Source organism: Polyangium mundeleinium, assembly GCF_028369105.1.
GTDB classification, from domain to species: Bacteria; Myxococcota_A; Polyangia; order Polyangiales; family Polyangiaceae; genus Polyangium; species Polyangium mundeleinium.
On record NZ_JAQNDO010000001.1, the window covers coordinates 11,090,756 to 11,106,854 of the forward strand.

The window sequence follows — 16,099 nt, forward strand, 5'->3', positions numbered from 1 at the left end:
AGGGACGGCTCCTGCCTTGCCTCACCAGGAGCCGCCCATGGATACACCCGCGCTCGTCGGAGACAACGTCGGGACCACCCACGCGTGCGTGGTGGGCTTCGCGGGACGGGAGCGCGTTGCGAGAAGGAACAACGTCCCCCCGAGCAAGAAGGACGCGGCCCCCACGGAAATCACGACCGTCGAGGTGTTGGCGAGGAAAATGGACTCGTTCCGGAGCGCGACGCCCTCGGGGTAACACTTGTTCGGATCCCGGGGAAGGCAATGGTCCTTGGAGGCCGCGTCCTTGTCGTCCGCGGCGGCTCCCAGCGCGAGCGAGACGCCCAATCCAGCGAACCCAACGCCCATGAGCACGATCCCCGCGACTGCCTGCGTCTTGCTGTGTTCCGGGATGAAGGGCCGATTCGGTTCGACCGCCACCTCGAGCACGGGAACCTCGACCCGCACCGTGCCCGGTTCACGAATCGTCCGCTCGACCTTCCACGGCGTCCGGCCCGGGGCCCGGGCTTCGATGACATGCGTGCCCCCGTCGAGCGGGACGGCCGTGCCCCACTGGGCCTCCGCGACAGCCGCGCCGTCGCGCCAGAGGGTCAACCCTCGAACCCTGCTCGGAGCGGGGACGATCACGGCCAGCCGCGAGAGGCGCCCTTCCAGTTCGAGCGCTCGTCGCGCCGCTTCCTCCCCGCGCCCCGTATTCCCGTCCCGCCGCGCGATCGCCGCGGCTTCGCCGAAGGCCATGAAGGCGCTCGCCGTGCGTCCGAGCTTCTCCAGGCAGTCGCCCAGGTTCAGCGCCGTTCCCGATGCGGGATCCAGGCGATGGCTCTCCTCGAACTTGGGGCACGCCTCGGCGATCTTGCCTTCGTCGAGCAGCCGGCGCGCATCGTTGAAAAGCGCCTCCGCCGCGGCCTTGTCAGGGAGCCCCTGCGCGGAGCTCCATCGCGCGACAGCGAGCGCGATCACGAAGGTGGAGACAAACCTCATCCCTTTCGTCAGCGCGCGCTCTTTCACCGAACTCTCCCCCCCGAGGATCATCCCCCCAGATCAGTCACCACCACTAGAAGGCAAGCCCACCATACGCGTATCCATGTCCGCTGCCAACAATCTCGTTGCGCCGTCCTGCCGCGGTCCTCGCTTTCCTACAACCCGGCGCCGAGGGGGGATCCCTCGACCGGCGCCAAGGGGTCCGAGGCCGCCTCCTGGAGGTCCGCGACCGGCTCCTGGAGGTCCTCGACCGGCTCCTGGAGGTCCGCGACCGGGTCGAGGACGTTCACGACCGGCACCAGGAGGTCACTCGACCTCCTCCAGGAGGTCCGCGACCCTCTCCAGGAGGTCCGCGACCGGGTCGAGGACGTTCACGACCGGCACCAGGAGGTCACTCGACCTCCTCCAGGAAGTCCACGACCGCCTCCAGGAGGTCCACGACCGCCTCCAGGAAGTCCACGACCGCCTCCAAGAGGTCCACGACCTCCTCCAGGAGGTCACTCGACCTCCTCCAAGAGGTCCACGACCGCCTCCAGGAGGTCTGTGCAACCGAGGGCGCGTGTTTCCCCATGTGCCGTGAGGGAATGAAGCGTGGAGCCTAACAGCCGTCCTGACTCGTGAAAGACAGCCTCGTACCCCTGCGCACCCTACAACAGACCAGGATATATCTCTCCACCGGGTCTGTGAGGGCACGACCATTCCTTCCCGAAGGAGCTTGTTTGTATGCGGACCGCTCGTCCCTTCACCATGTTCAAGACCGCGACGTTGCTGTTCGGCGCGCTCGTCCTTCCTTTGGCGAGCTGCACGGCCGAAATGGATCAGGAAAACGTCAGCGATACCTACATGAGCTTCGAGGAATTCGAGGCTCAAACCTACCGAGAGCCGGATACAGGCATCTACATCGTCGACGGAGACATTCCGACAATCGGGCCGACCTCGTGTGGAGCTCGCTCGGCACCATCAATCGCACGTACGTGGCCCTCTCCGATGGCGACGGGACGTTCACCCGCCTGAGTGCCTGGGACCAGCCCGAGCAGGGGTGGGGCGGCTAGCAGGCTGTCGATAAACTTGCTGCGCGCCCTGGATCGTCGGTCGTCGTCCTCGGAATACTCTCCTTCACCCGAGCGGCACCGCGAGCAGGACGACCTCCTTGCCCCGCACCTCGACCTTGTACCGCACGGGTTTTCCGTGCTTCTGCGCCATCTGCTTCTCGCTCGCCACGATGCGCGCGCGGAACGCTTCCCGCGTGATGTGATCGACCGGATCCCCCACGCTCTTCTTCGCGCGGATGTAATCGTCGAAAATGCGCGCGTGATACGCGGCCTCGTCCTCGGCGCCGAGCGCGGTCGAATCGCTGCCCGAGGCCTGGTTGTTCGCGAGGGACTCGTCCACCGCGAGCGCCTCCTCGGGTCCCTTGTCCCGCACCGCCAGCGCCGGCGGCGGCGCGCCGGTTTCGTCCTCCGGCATGCCAAGGAGCTGGCTCAGAAGGCTGTTCAGCCGCGAGACGAGCCCGCCGAGCTCCGGATGCTCGATCTGGAAGCGCAGGTCCGTCCGGCCATTCATGATCGCGAGCAGCCCCTCTTCGACCTCCTCGATGGGCCGCATGATCGATTGCCCGAGGACGTGCCCCGCAATGGCCACGAGCACGATGCCGAGCGCAATCGCCCCGAGGAACGGAAACAAGAGCGTCGTCGCCGCCGGCGCATTCGCCCGCGCCACCGCCACGAGCAGCGCGCGCTTTCCGTCGCCATACCCGCCGAGCGGGCCCACCTTCACGCCGAAATCGGGCGGCAGCGCCGCCACGTCGACGGCCTGGCCCGTCGAGAGCGCCGACGTCGCGCCCGCTTCGAGCTGCTTCGTATCGATCGCCGCGGCGAGGTCCGGCGTGCCGCCCTTCGATTGCGCGACGATGCGATAGCCGTCCTTGTCCTTGACCTCGAACCAGAGCGTGGCCCCGCTCGTCTGGTTTGCCACGTCCGTCAAGCGCCCGTCGCCGAGCGCCGTCCCGAGCACGAGCCCGCCGAGCACCTGCCCGTTTTCACCCCGGATGGGCGCCCAGGACACGAGCAATTGCTCGTTCCGGGCGGGCGTCACCCACACGTCGGAGCCCGTCTGCCCCTCGGCGAGCCCAGCCCGGAGCGCTGGGTAAATCCCGCCCAGATCATCGCCGCGCAGAAACGGCGAGCCGTCCCGGCCGAGCGCCGTGCCCTTCGCGTCCACGAGCACGACGAGCGAGGGCCCGAGCCCGGCGATCACGGGCGCCTTGCTGGTGGCGCTCTTGATACCGTTCGCCACACCCGTGGCTCCGTCGCTCCTGGCCTGGCCCGTGCCTGCGCTGAACGGCTCACGGACCTTCGGATCCGCGGCCTGGGACGCGAGCCACCGCTCGGCCTCCCCGGCCTGGACCCGAAGAACCGCCTCGGCGGCGACCAGCGCTCGGGCCGCGTCAGCCCTGGGCGACCCCGGATTCAAGGAGGCCCGGGTCAAGGCAAACGCGAGGACCCCTACCACCAGCACGACCACCGTAAAAACGGCAATGATTTTTGCGCGCATGAAAAGGCCGCCCTCCTTTGCGGGCGACGGGGTAAGGACGTTACCATCCGCCCGGGCGAGTCCTCAACCGTCCCCGCCGGAGTGCCATGATCGCAACGAACCCCGCCTCGCAGATCCTCGTCGTCGGTGACGCGCTCTTCGACGACCACCGCTCGCGCGGCTACCACCCCGAGCGCCCCGAGCGCCTGCATGCGGCGCGCGCGGCGCTCGATCGTTGCGCGGGGGAAGGCCTCGGCATCGTGCCCGTGGAGACACGTGACGCGACGGAAGAGGAGCTCGCGCGCGTGCACGACGAGGCCTACCTCGCAAGCCTCGCGAACCTCGCCGGCCATCACGCCTCGCTCGATGCGGACACGTACCTCGCGCCCTCGTCCGTCGCCGCAGCGCGGCGCGCAGCAGGCGCCGGCGTCACGCTCGTCGACGCGCTGCTCGACCCGTCGAGCCAGAAGCCCGGCGAGCTGCGCGCGCCCGGCCTCGCGCTCCTGCGCCCGCCCGGCCACCACGCGACGCGCAGCCGCGGCATGGGCTTCTGCCTCTTGAACAACGTCGCGGTCGCGGCCGCGAGCGCGCTCGCCAAGGGCCTCGAACGCGTGGCGATCCTCGACTGGGACGTCCATCACGGCAACGGCACGCAGGACATCTTCTGGACCGATCCGCGCGTGCTCTACATCTCGCTCCACCAGTACCCGTACTACCCGGGCACGGGCGGCGTGCGCGAGAAGGGCGCGGGCGACGCGGAGGGCTACACGGTGAACGTGCCGCTCTCGCAGGGCGCAGGGGATCGGGTCTACGCCGAGGCGTTCCGGCAGATCGTCGATCCGGTGCTCGAGGCGTTCGAGCCAGAGCTCATCCTCGTGTCGGCGGGGTTCGACGCGCACCAGCGGGATCCGCTGGCGGACATGTGCGTGTCCGATCAGGGCTACGCGACGATGGCGACGCTGATCGCGCGCGCGGCGCAGCGGAGCGCCGAGGGCCGGCTCGCGTTTTTCCTGGAGGGGGGCTACGACCTCGCGGCGCTCTCGAGCTCGCTCGCGGCGACGCTGATCGGCGCCACACGGGCGGTCACGGCCGACGCCGCGTCGAGCCACGCGCCGCCCGCCTCCTTCCGGCACACGGGCGAGGTCACGCAGGCCCGGACGACGGCCGCCGAGCGGTGGCGAGGGATCTGAAACGAAGTCGTTGCACGCTACAGCGAACCGTGTATAGTGCGCGCCCGGTGTTGCCCCTCAGGGGTCGTACCACGGTGGGTATAGCTCAGTTGGTAGAGCGCTGGTTTGTGGTACCAGCTGTCGCGGGTTCGAGCCCCGTTACTCACCCCAATCCTCGTTGCACGTCGCGGCGCTTGCGCCGCACCAGACGCTGATTCCTTCGATCGTTCGCCTCCGAGGCGAGCGCCCGATCCTCCTCGGTCTCGCAGACGAGTGACGGAACGGGCGCCGGCTTCAGCGCGCCGTCGACCTCCTGCATCGCCACGAAGGTCACGAACGCGTGCGCGCAGCGCCATCGCTTGCCCGAGGGCGCGTCCTCGCCCTCGACGTCGACGAGGATCTCGACCGACGTGCGGAACGCCGCCGTCACGCGCGCGCGGAGCAGCACGACCTGCCCGACCTTGATGGGCGCCTCGAACGAGACGTCGTCGAACTCGGCGGTCACCGCGAGCCTCCCTGCATGGCGCTGCGCGCAGATCGCCGCGCAGAGATCGATCCACGCGAGGATCTGCCCGCCGAACACGTTCCCGAGCGCGTTCGCGTGCGTCGGGAGCACGTACTCGGTCATCGTCGTGATCGAGTCGCTGACGTTGCGTGGGGGGAGCGGCGTGGCGAGGGTCGACATGGATGCCGGGTAGCACGGAGGCGTGGCTCCCGTCACCCCACCTCGATCTCCGCCTCCGGCGACGGCGGCAGCTCCGACTTGCTCCCGCTCGTCATCTGCAGCCGCCCGAAGATCGCCTCGGCGCGCGCATCCATCGTGCCCGCCTCCTTCTGCACCTCTTCGTTGCCGGCGAGCTCCGGGTTCTTGCGCAGGAACCGCGCGTAGGTCTTGAACGTCCGCGCGAGCTCCACCTCGTTGCCGCTCTGCTCGAAGATCGCAACGGCGCGGTCGAAGTACTCGCGCGCGCTCGTCGTATGCGCGTGCCCCCAGCCGCCGGCGGCCGTGATCTCCCCGAGCGTCCGGAGCGCCGCGGCGAGGTGCACCTTGCTGCGCACGGAGGCGAAGAGGTCCACCGCGCGTCCGATGCAGTCGCGCGCCTTCCCGAGGTCGCCTTGCATCAGGTACGCCTTGCCGAGCGCGCGGAGCGTCTCCGCGAGCTTCAGCCGATCGCCGAGCTCGTCGCACAGGCCCTCGGCGCGCACGAGCACGCCGATCGCCTTCTCCGGCTCGCCGCTCCGGTAGTACGTCGTCCCGATGTTCGTCAGCACGAGCGCGATCTTGTTCCGATCGCCGATCTGCTGCGCGACCTCCAGCGCCTCCTCGAACATCATGAGCGCCTTCTGGAAGTTCCGGCGCTCCTCGGCGATCGTCCCGAGGTTGTTCAGCGTCGTCACCACGCCGACGAGGTCGCCGACCTCGCGCCGGATCGCGAGCGACTGCTCGAACGCCTCGAGCGCGTCCTTGAACTGCCCCGAGTCCTGCAGCGCCAGGCCCGCGTTGTTGAGCGAGAGTGCGATCGAGCGCCGGTCGCCGAGCTTCTGCCGCCGCGCGAGCCCGTCGCGGAAGCTCGTCAGGGCCGACTCGTACTCGCCCTTCAGCCACGCGATCTTGCCGAGGTCGTCGATCGTCGAGGCCACGCCGCGCTCGTCGCCCGACGCTTCGAAGAGCGACATCGCCGTCGTCAGGTGCCGCTCGCCCTCGTCGAGCGAGCCCATGTCGCGGAAGAGCCGGCCGATGCGGTTGTGCGCGGCGCCGCCCTTCTTCTTCATGTCGAGCCGGTACGCGAGCGTCAGCATCCCGCGGAACGCGGCCATCGCGTCGTCGATGTAGCCCATCGACTGGAGCACGTCGCCGTACGCATGCAGCGCGTCGATCCGCGCGCCGTCGTGCGAGTCGCCGAGCAGCTCCAGGCCCCGCTGGTAGTACTCGCACGACTTGCCGTTCGCGTACCTGCGCCGCGCCACGGCCGCCGCCTCCAGGTACGCGATGCCCGCCTGGATCGACTCGCCCGCTTGCTCGCGGTGACGCGCCAGCGACGCGATGCGCTCCTCGCTCGTGCGCACGCCCGGCTGGTGCTCCATCCAGTCGGCGATGACGCGGTTCGACAGGCTCTTCGCCTCGGCGCTCGTCCGCGCCGTGATCGCCTCGCGCTCTTCGCTCCGCGCCCAGGCGTACTCCACCGAGCCCGGAAAAATCGTCCCGGCACGGCGCAGGATCCAACCGTTCTTGCAGAGGCCGTCGAGCATCCGCCCGATCCGCGCGACGTCGCCCGTCTCTTCTTCCACCCACAGGTCGGGCGCTTCGAGGCCCGTGCGCGCGAGCGCCACGAACGCGCCGCTCCAGAACACGGCGCCCATCGCCGCCGCTTGTTCGAGCACCGTGCGCTCGTCCTCGTCGAGCGAGGCCACGCGCGCTTGCACCGCGTCCTCGACCGTCGCCGGCAGCCGCGCCGCCGCGAGCCGCTCCGGGTAGAGCACGAGCCGCGTCTCGCCCTCCTCCGTCGCAGCCTCGCCGATCACGCCCTCGGCCGCGTAGATCTCCACCATCTGCGCGAGGAGCCCCGGTTGCCTCGCGCGAACGCACACGCCGTCTCCACGAGCGGCACGGGCACCTCGCCTCCGTTCGTGTACACGGCGAGCATCGCGCTCGACACGCGCGCGCTGTCCGCATCGCCGAGCGGGCCGAGCTCGAGCAGCGTGTGCCGGCGCTCGCCCACGCGCGCCCAGTCCTCCTGCCGGTAGACGAGATCGTCGCGGCCCGTGCAGATCACGAGGATCGGGCCCGTCAGGTATTCGAGCAGGTACCGAAGGAGCGAGAGCGCGTCCTCGTGCGCCTCGTGCAGGTCTTCGAGCACCAGGATGAGCGGACCCGTCTGCGCGTCCGCTTCGAGGAACGCCTTCACCACGGCGCGGCGCACGAGCTCGGCCTCGTGCGGGTCGTCGCTCACGGCGCGCGTCAGCGGGCTCTCCTCCTCGGTCAGGCCGAGCAGTTGCCCGAGGAACGTCACGGCGTCGCTCACGCGCCGCGACTCGAGCACGCCTTCGAGCTTTTGCCGGATCGTCGCGCGCGCCTCGTCCGGGTCCATGCCGCGCACGAGGCCGAAGCGCGAGCGGATGAGCCGCGCGAACGGCGAGAACGACACCGAGCCGTCACGCGCGCTGCCTTCGAACGCGCGGACCTCGTTCTTGCGCGACGCCACGAACTCTTCGACGAGCCGCGTCTTGCCGATGCCTGCGGGTCCGACGATCGTCACGATGCGCGTGTCGCGCCGCTCTTCGACGGCGGTGAGGCTTTCGGCGAGGAGGGAAAGCTCTTCGTCCCGGCCCACGAGCGGACACGCTGGCGCGCGTGGCGCACTGACGTTTGGTCTCTCGGTCTCCATCGAGCTCCGCGGGAGGTTTTTCTCCGACGCGGCGAGGGTATAGCCTTGCCCGCTCCGAGGAAAGCGGCGCCGGCGGCATTTTCGAGTATCCGCCGACCTCAAGACGGGTTGGGGCGGAGCCGCGGGCGGAAGACCCGGAAGCTCGGCCCGCCCGGGGTACGTCCGGTCCGGCGCAGGGAGCGCCGCCGTTGCCACCACTTCTCCAGGCCGATGACCGGCAGGACCACGAGGGCGGCGGCCACGGCTTTCGCCCACTCCGCGGCGCCGAGCGGGGCCGACCCGAAGAGCGTGTGCATGAACGGCAGGTAAACGAACCCGAACTGGAGCAAGAGGAGCGTCCCGATCCCCACGTACACGAGCGGGTTCGAGAACAGCCCGATCGAAAGGGACGACCCGTGAAGCGAGCGGCAGTTCAGGAGGTAGAACACCTGGAACAGGACCATCGTCGTCACGGCCATCGTCTGCGCCTCGCGCAGGGCGAACGCCGGGGACACGCCTTCGCCGAGCTTGTCGTGGTACTCCATCAGGAAGAGCCCCAACGCGCCGGCCGTCATCAGGAGCGCCACGATCACCGTCCGCACGAGCACGAACCGCCCCAGGATGGGCTCGTTGGTGCGGCGCGGCGGCCGCTCCATCAGGTTCGGCTCCTTGGCCTCGAACGCGAGCGGCAAGGAGAGCGTCACGGTGGCGACGAGGTTGATCCAGAGGATCTGCACGGGCGCCATCGGCAGGAGCGGCCGCCCGTCGACCAGCGGGAAGAACAGCACCGCGAGCAAGAGCACCAGCGCCTCGCCGATGTTCGTCGGCAACACGAACGCGAGCGCCTTGATCAGGTTGTCGTAGACCCGCCGCCCCTCCTCCACGGCCGCGCGGATGCTCGCGAAGTTGTCGTCCGTCAGCACGATGTCGGCCGCTTGCTTGGCCACGGCCGTCCCCGTGATCCCCATGGCCACGCCGATGTTCGCTTGCTTCAGCGCCGGCGCGTCGTTCACGCCGTCGCCCGTCATCGCCACGACCTGCCCTGCGGCTTGCAGCGCCTCCACGAGCCTGAGCTTGTGCTCCGGCGCGACGCGCGCGAACACGTTCCGCGTCTGCACCGCCTTTGCGATCTCCGCGGGCGACATCGCCGAGAGCTCGCGGCCCGTCACCACCTCGTCCGCAGCTCCGAGCAAACCGATCTCGATCCCGATCGCCTTCGCCGTCACCGGGTGATCGCCCGTGATCATCTTGACCGTGATCCCCGCGCGTTGACACGCCTTCACCGCCTCGATCGCCTCTGGCCGCGGCGGATCCATCATCCCCACGAGCCCGAGCAGTTCGAAGCCGCTCGCCACCTCCGCCTCGCCGAGCCCCGCGAGCGGCCGCTCCGGCTTGCGTGACGCGACCGCGAGCACGCGCATCCCGCGCGACGCCATCCCTTCCAAGTGTTCGAGCACGGCGGCTCGATCGAGCGGCGCGCCACCGGCGAGTCGACTCGCGCGGCCAAGCACCACCTCCGGCGCGCCCTTCATCAGGATCTCCTGCTCGCTCGACGCTGTCACGTGCAGCGTCGCCATGTACTTGTGCTCCGACTCGAACGGGATCGCGTCGCGCCGCGGCGCCTCCTCCTGCAGCGCGTCGCCCGTCATCCCGAGCTTCTGCGCCGCCACGACGAGCGCGCCTTCCGTCGGATCCCCCGTGATCCCGAAGCCCCCGCCCTCGCGTTGCACGAGCCGCGCGTCGTTGCACAGCGCCGCGGCGCGGAGGAGCGCGCGCACGTCGTCCGGCGTCGCCCCCACGGCCTTTCCTTCACGCCGCAGCTCGCCTTCCGGCGCATATCCCACGCCCGAGAGCTCGTATCCCCCCGACGGCGCCCAGATCGCCGACACCGTCATCTCGCTCCGCGTCAGCGTCCCCGTCTTGTCCGTGCACACGACGCCGGCTTGCCCGAGCGTCTCCACGGCCGGCAGCTTCCGCACCACCGCGCGCCGCGCGGCCATCCGTCGCACGCCGATCGCCAGCGCGATCGTGATGATCGCCGGCAAGCCCTCCGGGATCGCCGCCACCGCCAGCGTGATCCCTGCGAGCACCGCTTCGAGCAGCGGATACCCGCGCATGAGCGCGACGCCCACCATCAGCGCCGCCACGATCGCGATCGCCACCGTCAGCACCTGCGCCACGCGCGCGAGCGAGCGCGTGAGGGGCGTCTCGAGCTCCGCGGCTTCGCGCAGCATCGACGAGATCTTCCCGATCTCCGTCTGCGCGCCCGTCGCCACCACCACGGCTTGCCCCGTGCCCACCGTGAGCAACGTGCCGCCGTGGACCATGCTCTTCCGATCGGCCACGGCGGCGTCCTTCGGCACTGGCGCGACGTGCTTGCGCACCGGCACCGATTCCCCCGTCAACGGCGCCTCGTCGGCCGCGAGGTTTTTCACGTGCAGGAGCCGCATGTCGGCCGCGGCCTTGTCACCGGCCGCGAGGAGCACGACGTCGCCGGGCACGAGCTCCTCCGCGGGCAAGGTGATCCTTCCGCCGTCGCGCAGCACCGTCGCGAGCTCGGGCACGAGGCTCGAGAGCGCCTCGATTTCCCGTCCTGCGCGATACTCCTGGATGAACCCGATCAGCGTGTTCAGCACGACCACGCCGAGCACCACCGCGCCGTCCGTGACCTTCCCGAGCGCGAAGGCGAGCGCTGCAGACGCGATGAGCACGTAAATGAGCGGGCTCTTGATTTGCCGGAACAAAAGCACGAGCGGCCCTTCCCGGGCGGCCCTCGGCAGCACGTTCGGACCGTGCTCGGCGAGCCTGCGCTTGGCCTCCGTGGTGAGCAGGCCGTTCTCGGAGCTCCCGAGGGCTGCGAGCACGGCCTCGGCGGGCTCCGCGTGGTACGACGTCTGCTCGATCCGAGCGGGCGCGGGCGTTCCTTGCTTCATGTCCCTCGCTTTCGCCTTCACGGCGCGTGCCGAGTCCTTCCGCGCTCGGGGGCCACGCTCGGACAAGCAAGCCGAGCTGCGCCCCCACCCCCGATCGTCTCGTTTCGAACGGGCGAAGGAGCGCTTCCGGTGCCCATGACCCGCGGGCCGGGGTAAGCTCCCCGGCGTGAGCGACCAAGGGGAACGGCCGAGCTACGACCCGGCCGAGGTGCGCCGATGCATCACGCTTTGTTTCAGCGCCAAGGATCTACGCGAGCTCGCCGAGGGCCTCGGCGCGACCGGCCTGCCCGGCGAGGGTCGCGGCATCCAGGACGTCGCGCGTGAGGTCGTCCGGCATTTCGAGCGGCAAGGCTCACTCGATCGACTCGTCGAAGCGCTGAAACAAGCGCGACCGCTGATGGAGTGGCCCGCGCCGATCGCTCGCGCCGGAGCCCCCGCCGCAACACTCGCCTTCCCGCCGCCGCCGCCGCTCGCGCCCCTCGCGCCCGAGGCCGCTGCCGCTGCCGCTCCAGAGCCCGCTGCCGCTCCCGAGCCCGCTTCCGCTGCCGCTCCCGAGCCCGCTCCCGTTCCCGCGCCCGAGGCCGGCTCCGCGCCCGCGCCCGCTCCCACCGTCGTCGAGCCTCCGCGCGGCCCCGAAGCTCCGCTCCTCCGTGATCCCTACGCTCCCGTCTGGCCCGGCACAGCTCCGCGTGAGTCTGCGCAACCCGTCGACGGCCGCCGCTTCACCTTGCTCTTCGCCATCGCCGCCGTCGTCATCGTCGTCGCCTCCGTCGGCGCGTTCCTCGTGGGCCGCGCCGGCTCGAACGCGTCCGGCCCGGCGCCACTCCTCGTCGGCACGGACGCCATGGCCAAGGGCGAACGACCTCTCCGGGAGAGCGGACCTTCGCGGCTCGCGGCCGACGCCGTCCGCCGCAGCCTCGGCAATCTCGCGCGTGGCTGCGACTTGCCCCTCGCCCCCAACGAGGAGCCTGGTACCGACCTCTTCAAGGGCGCCTACGAGCAATGCGGCATGCGCCCCATGCTCGGCCGTCCGCCCGCGGCCGCCCGCCCCACGCGCCCCGCGGACTCCGCCGGCGGCGCGCCTCCCGCGGGAGGCTCCGACCTCTTCGACACCCCTTCGCCCGCGCCTGCCTCGACCCGCGCGGCGCCCGCCACGCAACCTCGCAAAACGCCGGCCACCACCGACAAACCCGCGCTCCCGGACAATGGCACGGCCTGCGTCGACCGCTGCTCCGCCACGCAGAAACAATGCAATGGTGGCTGCGGCAGCGAGCCGACCCTGAGCAGCGAGTACGGCCGATGGCAATCGTGCCAGGCGCAATGCCTCTCGGCCGCCTCGCGCTGCCGACTCGCTTGCCAGTGAGCGCTACGCCTCCACGCGCTCGCTCGGCGTCACGAATGCGAGCTTGTACCCTTCCGGATCCGTCACCACGAGCTCACGCGTGAACCAGGGCTGGTTTCGCGGCCCGTCCACGGCGGTGCCGCTGGCCTCGGCCCGCGCGCGCAGCTCGTCGAGCGACACCTCGTCTCGCACGTGGAAGCACAGGATCACCCCGAGCCCGCGTTGCCCTGGCAGCTCGACGCCGGCCGGCATGCCGACCAGGAACACGTCGGCGTACCGGGCCCAGCGCAGGTGCACGAACACGCCGTCGCGATTCACGCAGGAGAAGCCGAGCGCCTCGTAAAACGCTGTCGCGCGCGCCGTGTCCGAGACGAGCAGCCTCACGTGGGAGGGCATGAGGTAGGGTTCGTCGGGGGTCATGCGCTCTCCCTAGCACGACCGGGCGCGCGTCGGGATCACCGGCGCGCGCCCTCGTCCTTGATGGATACGAAAGAGCTCAGCGCGTGGGCGCGGCCTTCGCGACCGGCGACGGCTGAAGCATGAAGCTCCCGCCCGCGTGGCGCGGAACGAGCTCCTCCACGAGCACGTGCTCCTTCGGGTAGTTCTTCGCGAGCCACACGCTGCACGTCCGCGCGTACTGGTCGAAGTATTGATACTTCGCCGAATAATCCACGCAAACCTTGAACGACTTCTTCGCCTGCAGCTTCTGGGGCTCGCTCGCCTCGTCGAGCTTTTCATAATAAGCTCTCCGCAGCTCCTCGTACGTGATCGTCGTCCCGAGCACGGGCCCGTTGCCCCTCCACTCCTTCGGGATCGGCGCCGCGCGGAACTCTGCGACGAACTTCCCCCACAACATCCCCACGCGGGACGCCGAGGCCACGACCCACCGCGGCGGCGGCAAGGGCTGGAGCGCGAGGACCTGGGCATAAGCCTTCTCCACCTCCTCGATCGCCGGCCGCTTCTTCTTCACCCAATCCACGACCTTCGTGTTGATGTGCTTCATCACCTCGTCACGGCTCGCGGGCCCCTTGTATTCGGGATACCGGATGGCGTCGACCTCGGCTCGCTTTTGCTCGGCGAAGAAAAACAACGCCTCGCCCACGTCCGTCAACGACCGCGCGAGCCGCCGCATTTGCTCCTGATCGCTGCCGCCCATCGCCGCGAGCTGCTTCACGCTGGCCTCGGGATCCTTCCACGCCGCGCGCACGATCTCGTATTCCTTCGCGGCGCCCTTCTTGTCGTCGAGCTTCTCCAGCGAGCGCCCGAGCAGCGTGTGCGCGTGGATCCGCTCCTGCAGGCTCCCCGCCTTGTCCACCGCCGCCGTCCACTTCCCGAGCCATGTGCGCGCGTCGGCCCATTTCTCTTCGCCGACCAGGAAATCCGCGACCGCCACGGCGAGCTTCGCCGACGTCTCCGGCTGCTTCGCGCCGTAATTCTTCACGAACAGCTCGACGTCCTCGACCGCCGCTTTCTGATCCTTCAGCCCGGCCCGCAGCGCCACCGCGTCCATCAGCGCCGCCGGCGCCTGGTCCATTTTCGGGAACTTGCGCGCGGCCGACTCGTAATAACTTGCAGCCTCCGCGTATTCGCCGATCGACTGCAAATTCGCGGCGAGAAGAAACGCCGTGTCCTTGCCGTACTCCGTGTACTCGAGCCGGTTTTTCGGGTCGAGGATCATCTTCCGCACGGCGATCGCCTTGTCTCGCTTGTGCGCCGCCTCGAACGCCGCCGCGGCCCTCACCAGCGCCTGCCCGGCCGCTGCGCAACCCGGCTCGTTCTTCTCGCAAAGAGGCTTGCCGCTCTCCTCCCACGTCTTCAGGAACGCCTCCGCCTCGGCCGCGGGGTCCGGCGCCGCTGCGCCTCCCGCGTCCGGTGCCGGCGCCGGCGCCGTCTCGGCCCACGCCGCCCCCGTGACGAGCAACGACACCCCCAGAATCACGCGCGAACTCCACCGCTTCGGGTTCATGTACACCTCGATGGCTGGTTTGTTGTATCACACCCAGGGGCCCGATCGGACCCTTGGGTTCTCGGACCGCAGATAGACGGAGCGACACGCCGTTTCTTGGTGGGGTTCCCGCGATCCTCCGGCGAGGGGCTTCCCAAGGGCGCCGCGCGCGGGTGATGATGGCGCCGTTCATGGACTACGTCGCTCCGTCGAAGGTCGTCTCCACCATGCTCGACGCGGGCGCGGCCAAGGCCGCGGCGTCGCTCCGGGACCTCGTGATCCGCGGCTTTCTCGCAGGCGCGCTCCTCGGCTTCGCCACGAGCCTCGCCATCACCACGACCGTCCAGACCACCCTCCCGGTCGCTGGCGCGGTCATCTTTCCCATCGGCTTCGTGATGATCGTTCTGCTCGGCCTCGAGCTCGTCACGGGCAACTTCGCGCTCCTGCCCATGGCGATGCTCGACAAGCGCGCCACCTTCTGGCAGCTCGTCCGCAACTTCGGCGTCGTATTCTTCGCGAACCTCGCCGGCAGCCTCTTTTATGCGTGGCTCCTCTCGATCTCGCTCACGATGATGGGCAGCGTCCCGCCCGACGCCGTCGCGAACAAGATCGTCGCCATCGCCCATGCCAAGACCCAGTTCCCCCAGTATGGCCTCGCCGGCCTCGTGGGCGTGTTCGTCCGCAGCATCCTCTGCAACTGGATGGTTTGTCTCGGCGTCGTCATGGCCATGACGTCCACGGCGACCGTCGGCAAGATCGTCGCCGCCTGGCTACCGATTCTCGTGTTTTTCGCGCACGGCTACGAGCATTCCGTCGTGAACATGTTCGTCATTCCGGCCGGCATGATGCTCGGCGCGAAGGTCACGTTCGCGGACTGGTGGCTGAAGAACCAGCTCCCCGTCACGGCCGGCAATTTCGTGGGCGGCTGCCTCTTCACGGGAATGGCGCTTTATTTCACGCACAAGCCCAAGCCCGAGGCCGCCGCGGCGAACCCCGCGCCCCCGGAGATCGTCGCGCCCCTCCCGGCCCCGGCCCCCGCGCTCGTCCTCGTCCCCGATCCCCCCGTGCTGGAGCTGCTCGCGAGCGAGCCCGAGCCCGCGGAAGGGCCCGAGGCTACGGATTCCGCTTGATCACGCCGCAGCCAATCCGAGCGCCTGCATTGCCGGTGGGCTGCGTGGTGAAATCGTCCGGGTCCGCGTGCACCATGAATGCGTGGTTCAACACGTCCGTCGACGACGACTCGTCCCCGAGGGTCCACAGATCCGTTCGAAGCGAGAGCGACGCCTTTCCCGTCGCGTCCGCCGTCACGTTGCCAATGTCGCCACGGTGAAACGGCGGCGTCCCCCACTTCCCGTGCGCCTCGTTCGTCGGGTTCCAGTGCCCCATTGCATTGTTTCCGTCCATGCCGCAGTCAGGCATCTCGTGGATGTGCACCGCGTGAACCCCGGGCTTGAGGCCATTCAACTGGAGCGTGAGCTCGACTTGCCCATTCTCCGCGGTGAACGCGGCCAGCCCCATCACGCTCTGGCCCGTCGACGGCGTGATTTCCGCCGTGGCCCTCTTCCTCTCCTTGACGCCTTGAGACGCCCCGTCGACGTCGTCGCTGCACCCGCAGAGCACCACCAGGACACACGTGCCCAAGACCGCGAAAGGATGACCTTTCTTCGTCACGTACCCCTCCCCTGCCGTTGGTCCTCCAAGCATCTTGCCTGGAAATCTCGCGCATCATGGCGCGTCCTCCGGGCTCGGCAAGCGTGGTTTCGTGGGCCCGATCGCTCCTCGAAGGTGTAGCCAAGGAACACCCGGGAACGGTAACATCCGGCCTCGTATGCGAA

The 16,099-nt window shown here is 69.5% G+C and carries 14 protein-coding genes and 1 tRNA gene; 5 read left to right on the forward strand and 10 right to left on the reverse strand.

Going from position 1 to position 16,099, the window contains the following annotated elements:
• Positions 1-21: 21 nt before the first annotated feature.
• Complete coding sequence (locus tag POL67_RS43665; RefSeq protein ID WP_271927185.1) at positions 22-978, reverse strand: tetratricopeptide repeat protein; 957 nt, start codon at positions 976-978, stop codon at positions 22-24.
• 155 nt (positions 979-1,133) lie between these two features.
• On the reverse strand, positions 1,134-1,268 hold the full coding sequence (locus tag POL67_RS43670) for a hypothetical protein (RefSeq protein WP_271927186.1): 135 nt from the start codon (positions 1,266-1,268) through the stop codon (positions 1,134-1,136).
• 457 nt (positions 1,269-1,725) lie between these two features.
• Between POL67_RS43670 and POL67_RS43675 the strand changes: the two genes are divergently transcribed.
• Positions 1,726-1,992, forward strand: coding sequence for a hypothetical protein (locus POL67_RS43675; protein ID WP_271927187.1), 267 nt, complete (start codon positions 1,726-1,728; stop codon positions 1,990-1,992).
• Positions 1,993-2,094: 102 nt separating this feature from the next.
• On the opposite strand, the gene POL67_RS43680 is transcribed toward POL67_RS43675, so the two are convergent.
• A complete protein-coding gene (locus POL67_RS43680) occupies positions 2,095-3,531 on the reverse strand; it encodes an MXAN_5187 C-terminal domain-containing protein (RefSeq protein ID WP_271927189.1) in 1,437 nt (478 codons plus the stop codon).
• Between the two features lie 86 nt (positions 3,532-3,617).
• Here POL67_RS43680 and POL67_RS43685 point away from each other — a divergent pair, with 86 nt between their 5' ends.
• Positions 3,618-4,700, forward strand: coding sequence for a histone deacetylase family protein (locus tag POL67_RS43685; protein WP_271927190.1), 1,083 nt, complete (start codon positions 3,618-3,620; stop codon positions 4,698-4,700).
• Between the two features lie 74 nt (positions 4,701-4,774).
• Positions 4,775-4,850 (forward strand) — tRNA-His (locus POL67_RS43690).
• On the opposite strand, the gene POL67_RS43695 is transcribed toward POL67_RS43690, so the two are convergent.
• The 4 genes from POL67_RS43695 to POL67_RS43710 form a co-directional block, all read right to left on the reverse strand.
• Positions 4,843-5,364 carry an acyl-CoA thioesterase gene (locus POL67_RS43695; protein WP_271927191.1) on the reverse strand — a complete coding sequence of 174 codons (522 nt, stop codon included), beginning with the start codon at positions 5,362-5,364 and terminating at the stop codon, positions 4,843-4,845. The genes POL67_RS43690 and POL67_RS43695 overlap by 8 nt on opposite strands.
• A 32-nt stretch (positions 5,365-5,396) precedes the next feature.
• A complete protein-coding gene (locus tag POL67_RS43700) occupies positions 5,397-7,229 on the reverse strand; it encodes a tetratricopeptide repeat protein (RefSeq protein WP_271927192.1) in 1,833 nt (610 codons plus the stop codon).
• A complete protein-coding gene (locus POL67_RS43705) occupies positions 7,199-8,011 on the reverse strand; it encodes an AAA family ATPase (protein WP_271927194.1) in 813 nt (270 codons plus the stop codon). The genes POL67_RS43700 and POL67_RS43705 overlap by 31 nt, the downstream gene beginning before the upstream one ends.
• 152 nt (positions 8,012-8,163) lie before the next feature.
• Positions 8,164-10,977 carry a cation-translocating P-type ATPase gene (locus POL67_RS43710; protein WP_271927195.1) on the reverse strand — a complete coding sequence of 938 codons (2,814 nt, stop codon included), beginning with the start codon at positions 10,975-10,977 and terminating at the stop codon, positions 8,164-8,166.
• Between the two features lie 166 nt (positions 10,978-11,143).
• On the opposite strand from POL67_RS43710, the gene POL67_RS43715 reads away from it, so the two are divergent.
• Positions 11,144-12,340 carry a hypothetical protein gene (locus POL67_RS43715; RefSeq protein WP_271927197.1) on the forward strand — a complete coding sequence of 399 codons (1,197 nt, stop codon included), beginning with the start codon at positions 11,144-11,146 and terminating at the stop codon, positions 12,338-12,340.
• A 3-nt stretch (positions 12,341-12,343) separates the two neighbouring features.
• Here the strand turns inward: POL67_RS43715 and POL67_RS43720 are convergent, their stop codons facing one another.
• Together POL67_RS43720 and POL67_RS43725 are read right to left on the reverse strand one after the other, a co-directional pair.
• Positions 12,344-12,739 carry a VOC family protein gene (locus tag POL67_RS43720; RefSeq protein ID WP_271927198.1) on the reverse strand — a complete coding sequence of 132 codons (396 nt, stop codon included), beginning with the start codon at positions 12,737-12,739 and terminating at the stop codon, positions 12,344-12,346.
• Between the two features lie 76 nt (positions 12,740-12,815).
• Positions 12,816-14,285: a tetratricopeptide repeat protein gene (locus tag POL67_RS43725; RefSeq protein WP_271927200.1), complete on the reverse strand. Its 1,470-nt coding sequence runs from the start codon at positions 14,283-14,285 to the stop codon at positions 12,816-12,818.
• A gap of 170 nt (positions 14,286-14,455) precedes the next feature.
• On the opposite strand from POL67_RS43725, the gene POL67_RS43730 reads away from it, so the two are divergent.
• Positions 14,456-15,394: a formate/nitrite transporter family protein gene (locus POL67_RS43730; RefSeq protein ID WP_271927201.1), complete on the forward strand. Its 939-nt coding sequence runs from the start codon at positions 14,456-14,458 to the stop codon at positions 15,392-15,394.
• On the opposite strand, the gene POL67_RS43735 is transcribed toward POL67_RS43730, so the two are convergent.
• Positions 15,378-15,935, reverse strand: a complete 558-nt coding sequence (locus POL67_RS43735; RefSeq protein ID WP_271927202.1) for a superoxide dismutase family protein — start codon at positions 15,933-15,935, stop codon at positions 15,378-15,380. The genes POL67_RS43730 and POL67_RS43735 overlap by 17 nt on opposite strands.
• Positions 15,936-16,099: the final 164 nt, after the last annotated feature.

Bases quoted from the DNA above. Each gene is read 5' to 3' on its own strand.
- POL67_RS43710 (WP_271927195.1), bottom strand. From the start codon at position 10,977: ATGAAGCAAGGAACGCCCGCGCCCGCTCGGATCGAGCAGACGTCGTAC.
- POL67_RS43730 (WP_271927201.1), top strand. From the start codon at position 14,456: ATGGACTACGTCGCTCCGTCGAAGGTCGTCTCCACCATGCTCGACGCG.
- POL67_RS43720 (WP_271927198.1), bottom strand. From the start codon at position 12,739: ATGACCCCCGACGAACCCTACCTCATGCCCTCCCACGTGAGGCTGCTC.
- POL67_RS43680 (WP_271927189.1), bottom strand. From the start codon at position 3,531: ATGCGCGCAAAAATCATTGCCGTTTTTACGGTGGTCGTGCTGGTGGTA.
- POL67_RS43695 (WP_271927191.1), bottom strand. From the start codon at position 5,364: ATGTCGACCCTCGCCACGCCGCTCCCCCCACGCAACGTCAGCGACTCG.
- POL67_RS43675 (WP_271927187.1), top strand. From the start codon at position 1,726: ATGTTCAAGACCGCGACGTTGCTGTTCGGCGCGCTCGTCCTTCCTTTG.
- POL67_RS43725 (WP_271927200.1), bottom strand. From the start codon at position 14,285: ATGAACCCGAAGCGGTGGAGTTCGCGCGTGATTCTGGGGGTGTCGTTG.
- POL67_RS43665 (WP_271927185.1), bottom strand. From the start codon at position 978: ATGAGGTTTGTCTCCACCTTCGTGATCGCGCTCGCTGTCGCGCGATGG.
- POL67_RS43700 (WP_271927192.1), bottom strand. From the start codon at position 7,229: ATGGTGGAGATCTACGCGGCCGAGGGCGTGATCGGCGAGGCTGCGACG.
- POL67_RS43685 (WP_271927190.1), top strand. From the start codon at position 3,618: ATGATCGCAACGAACCCCGCCTCGCAGATCCTCGTCGTCGGTGACGCG.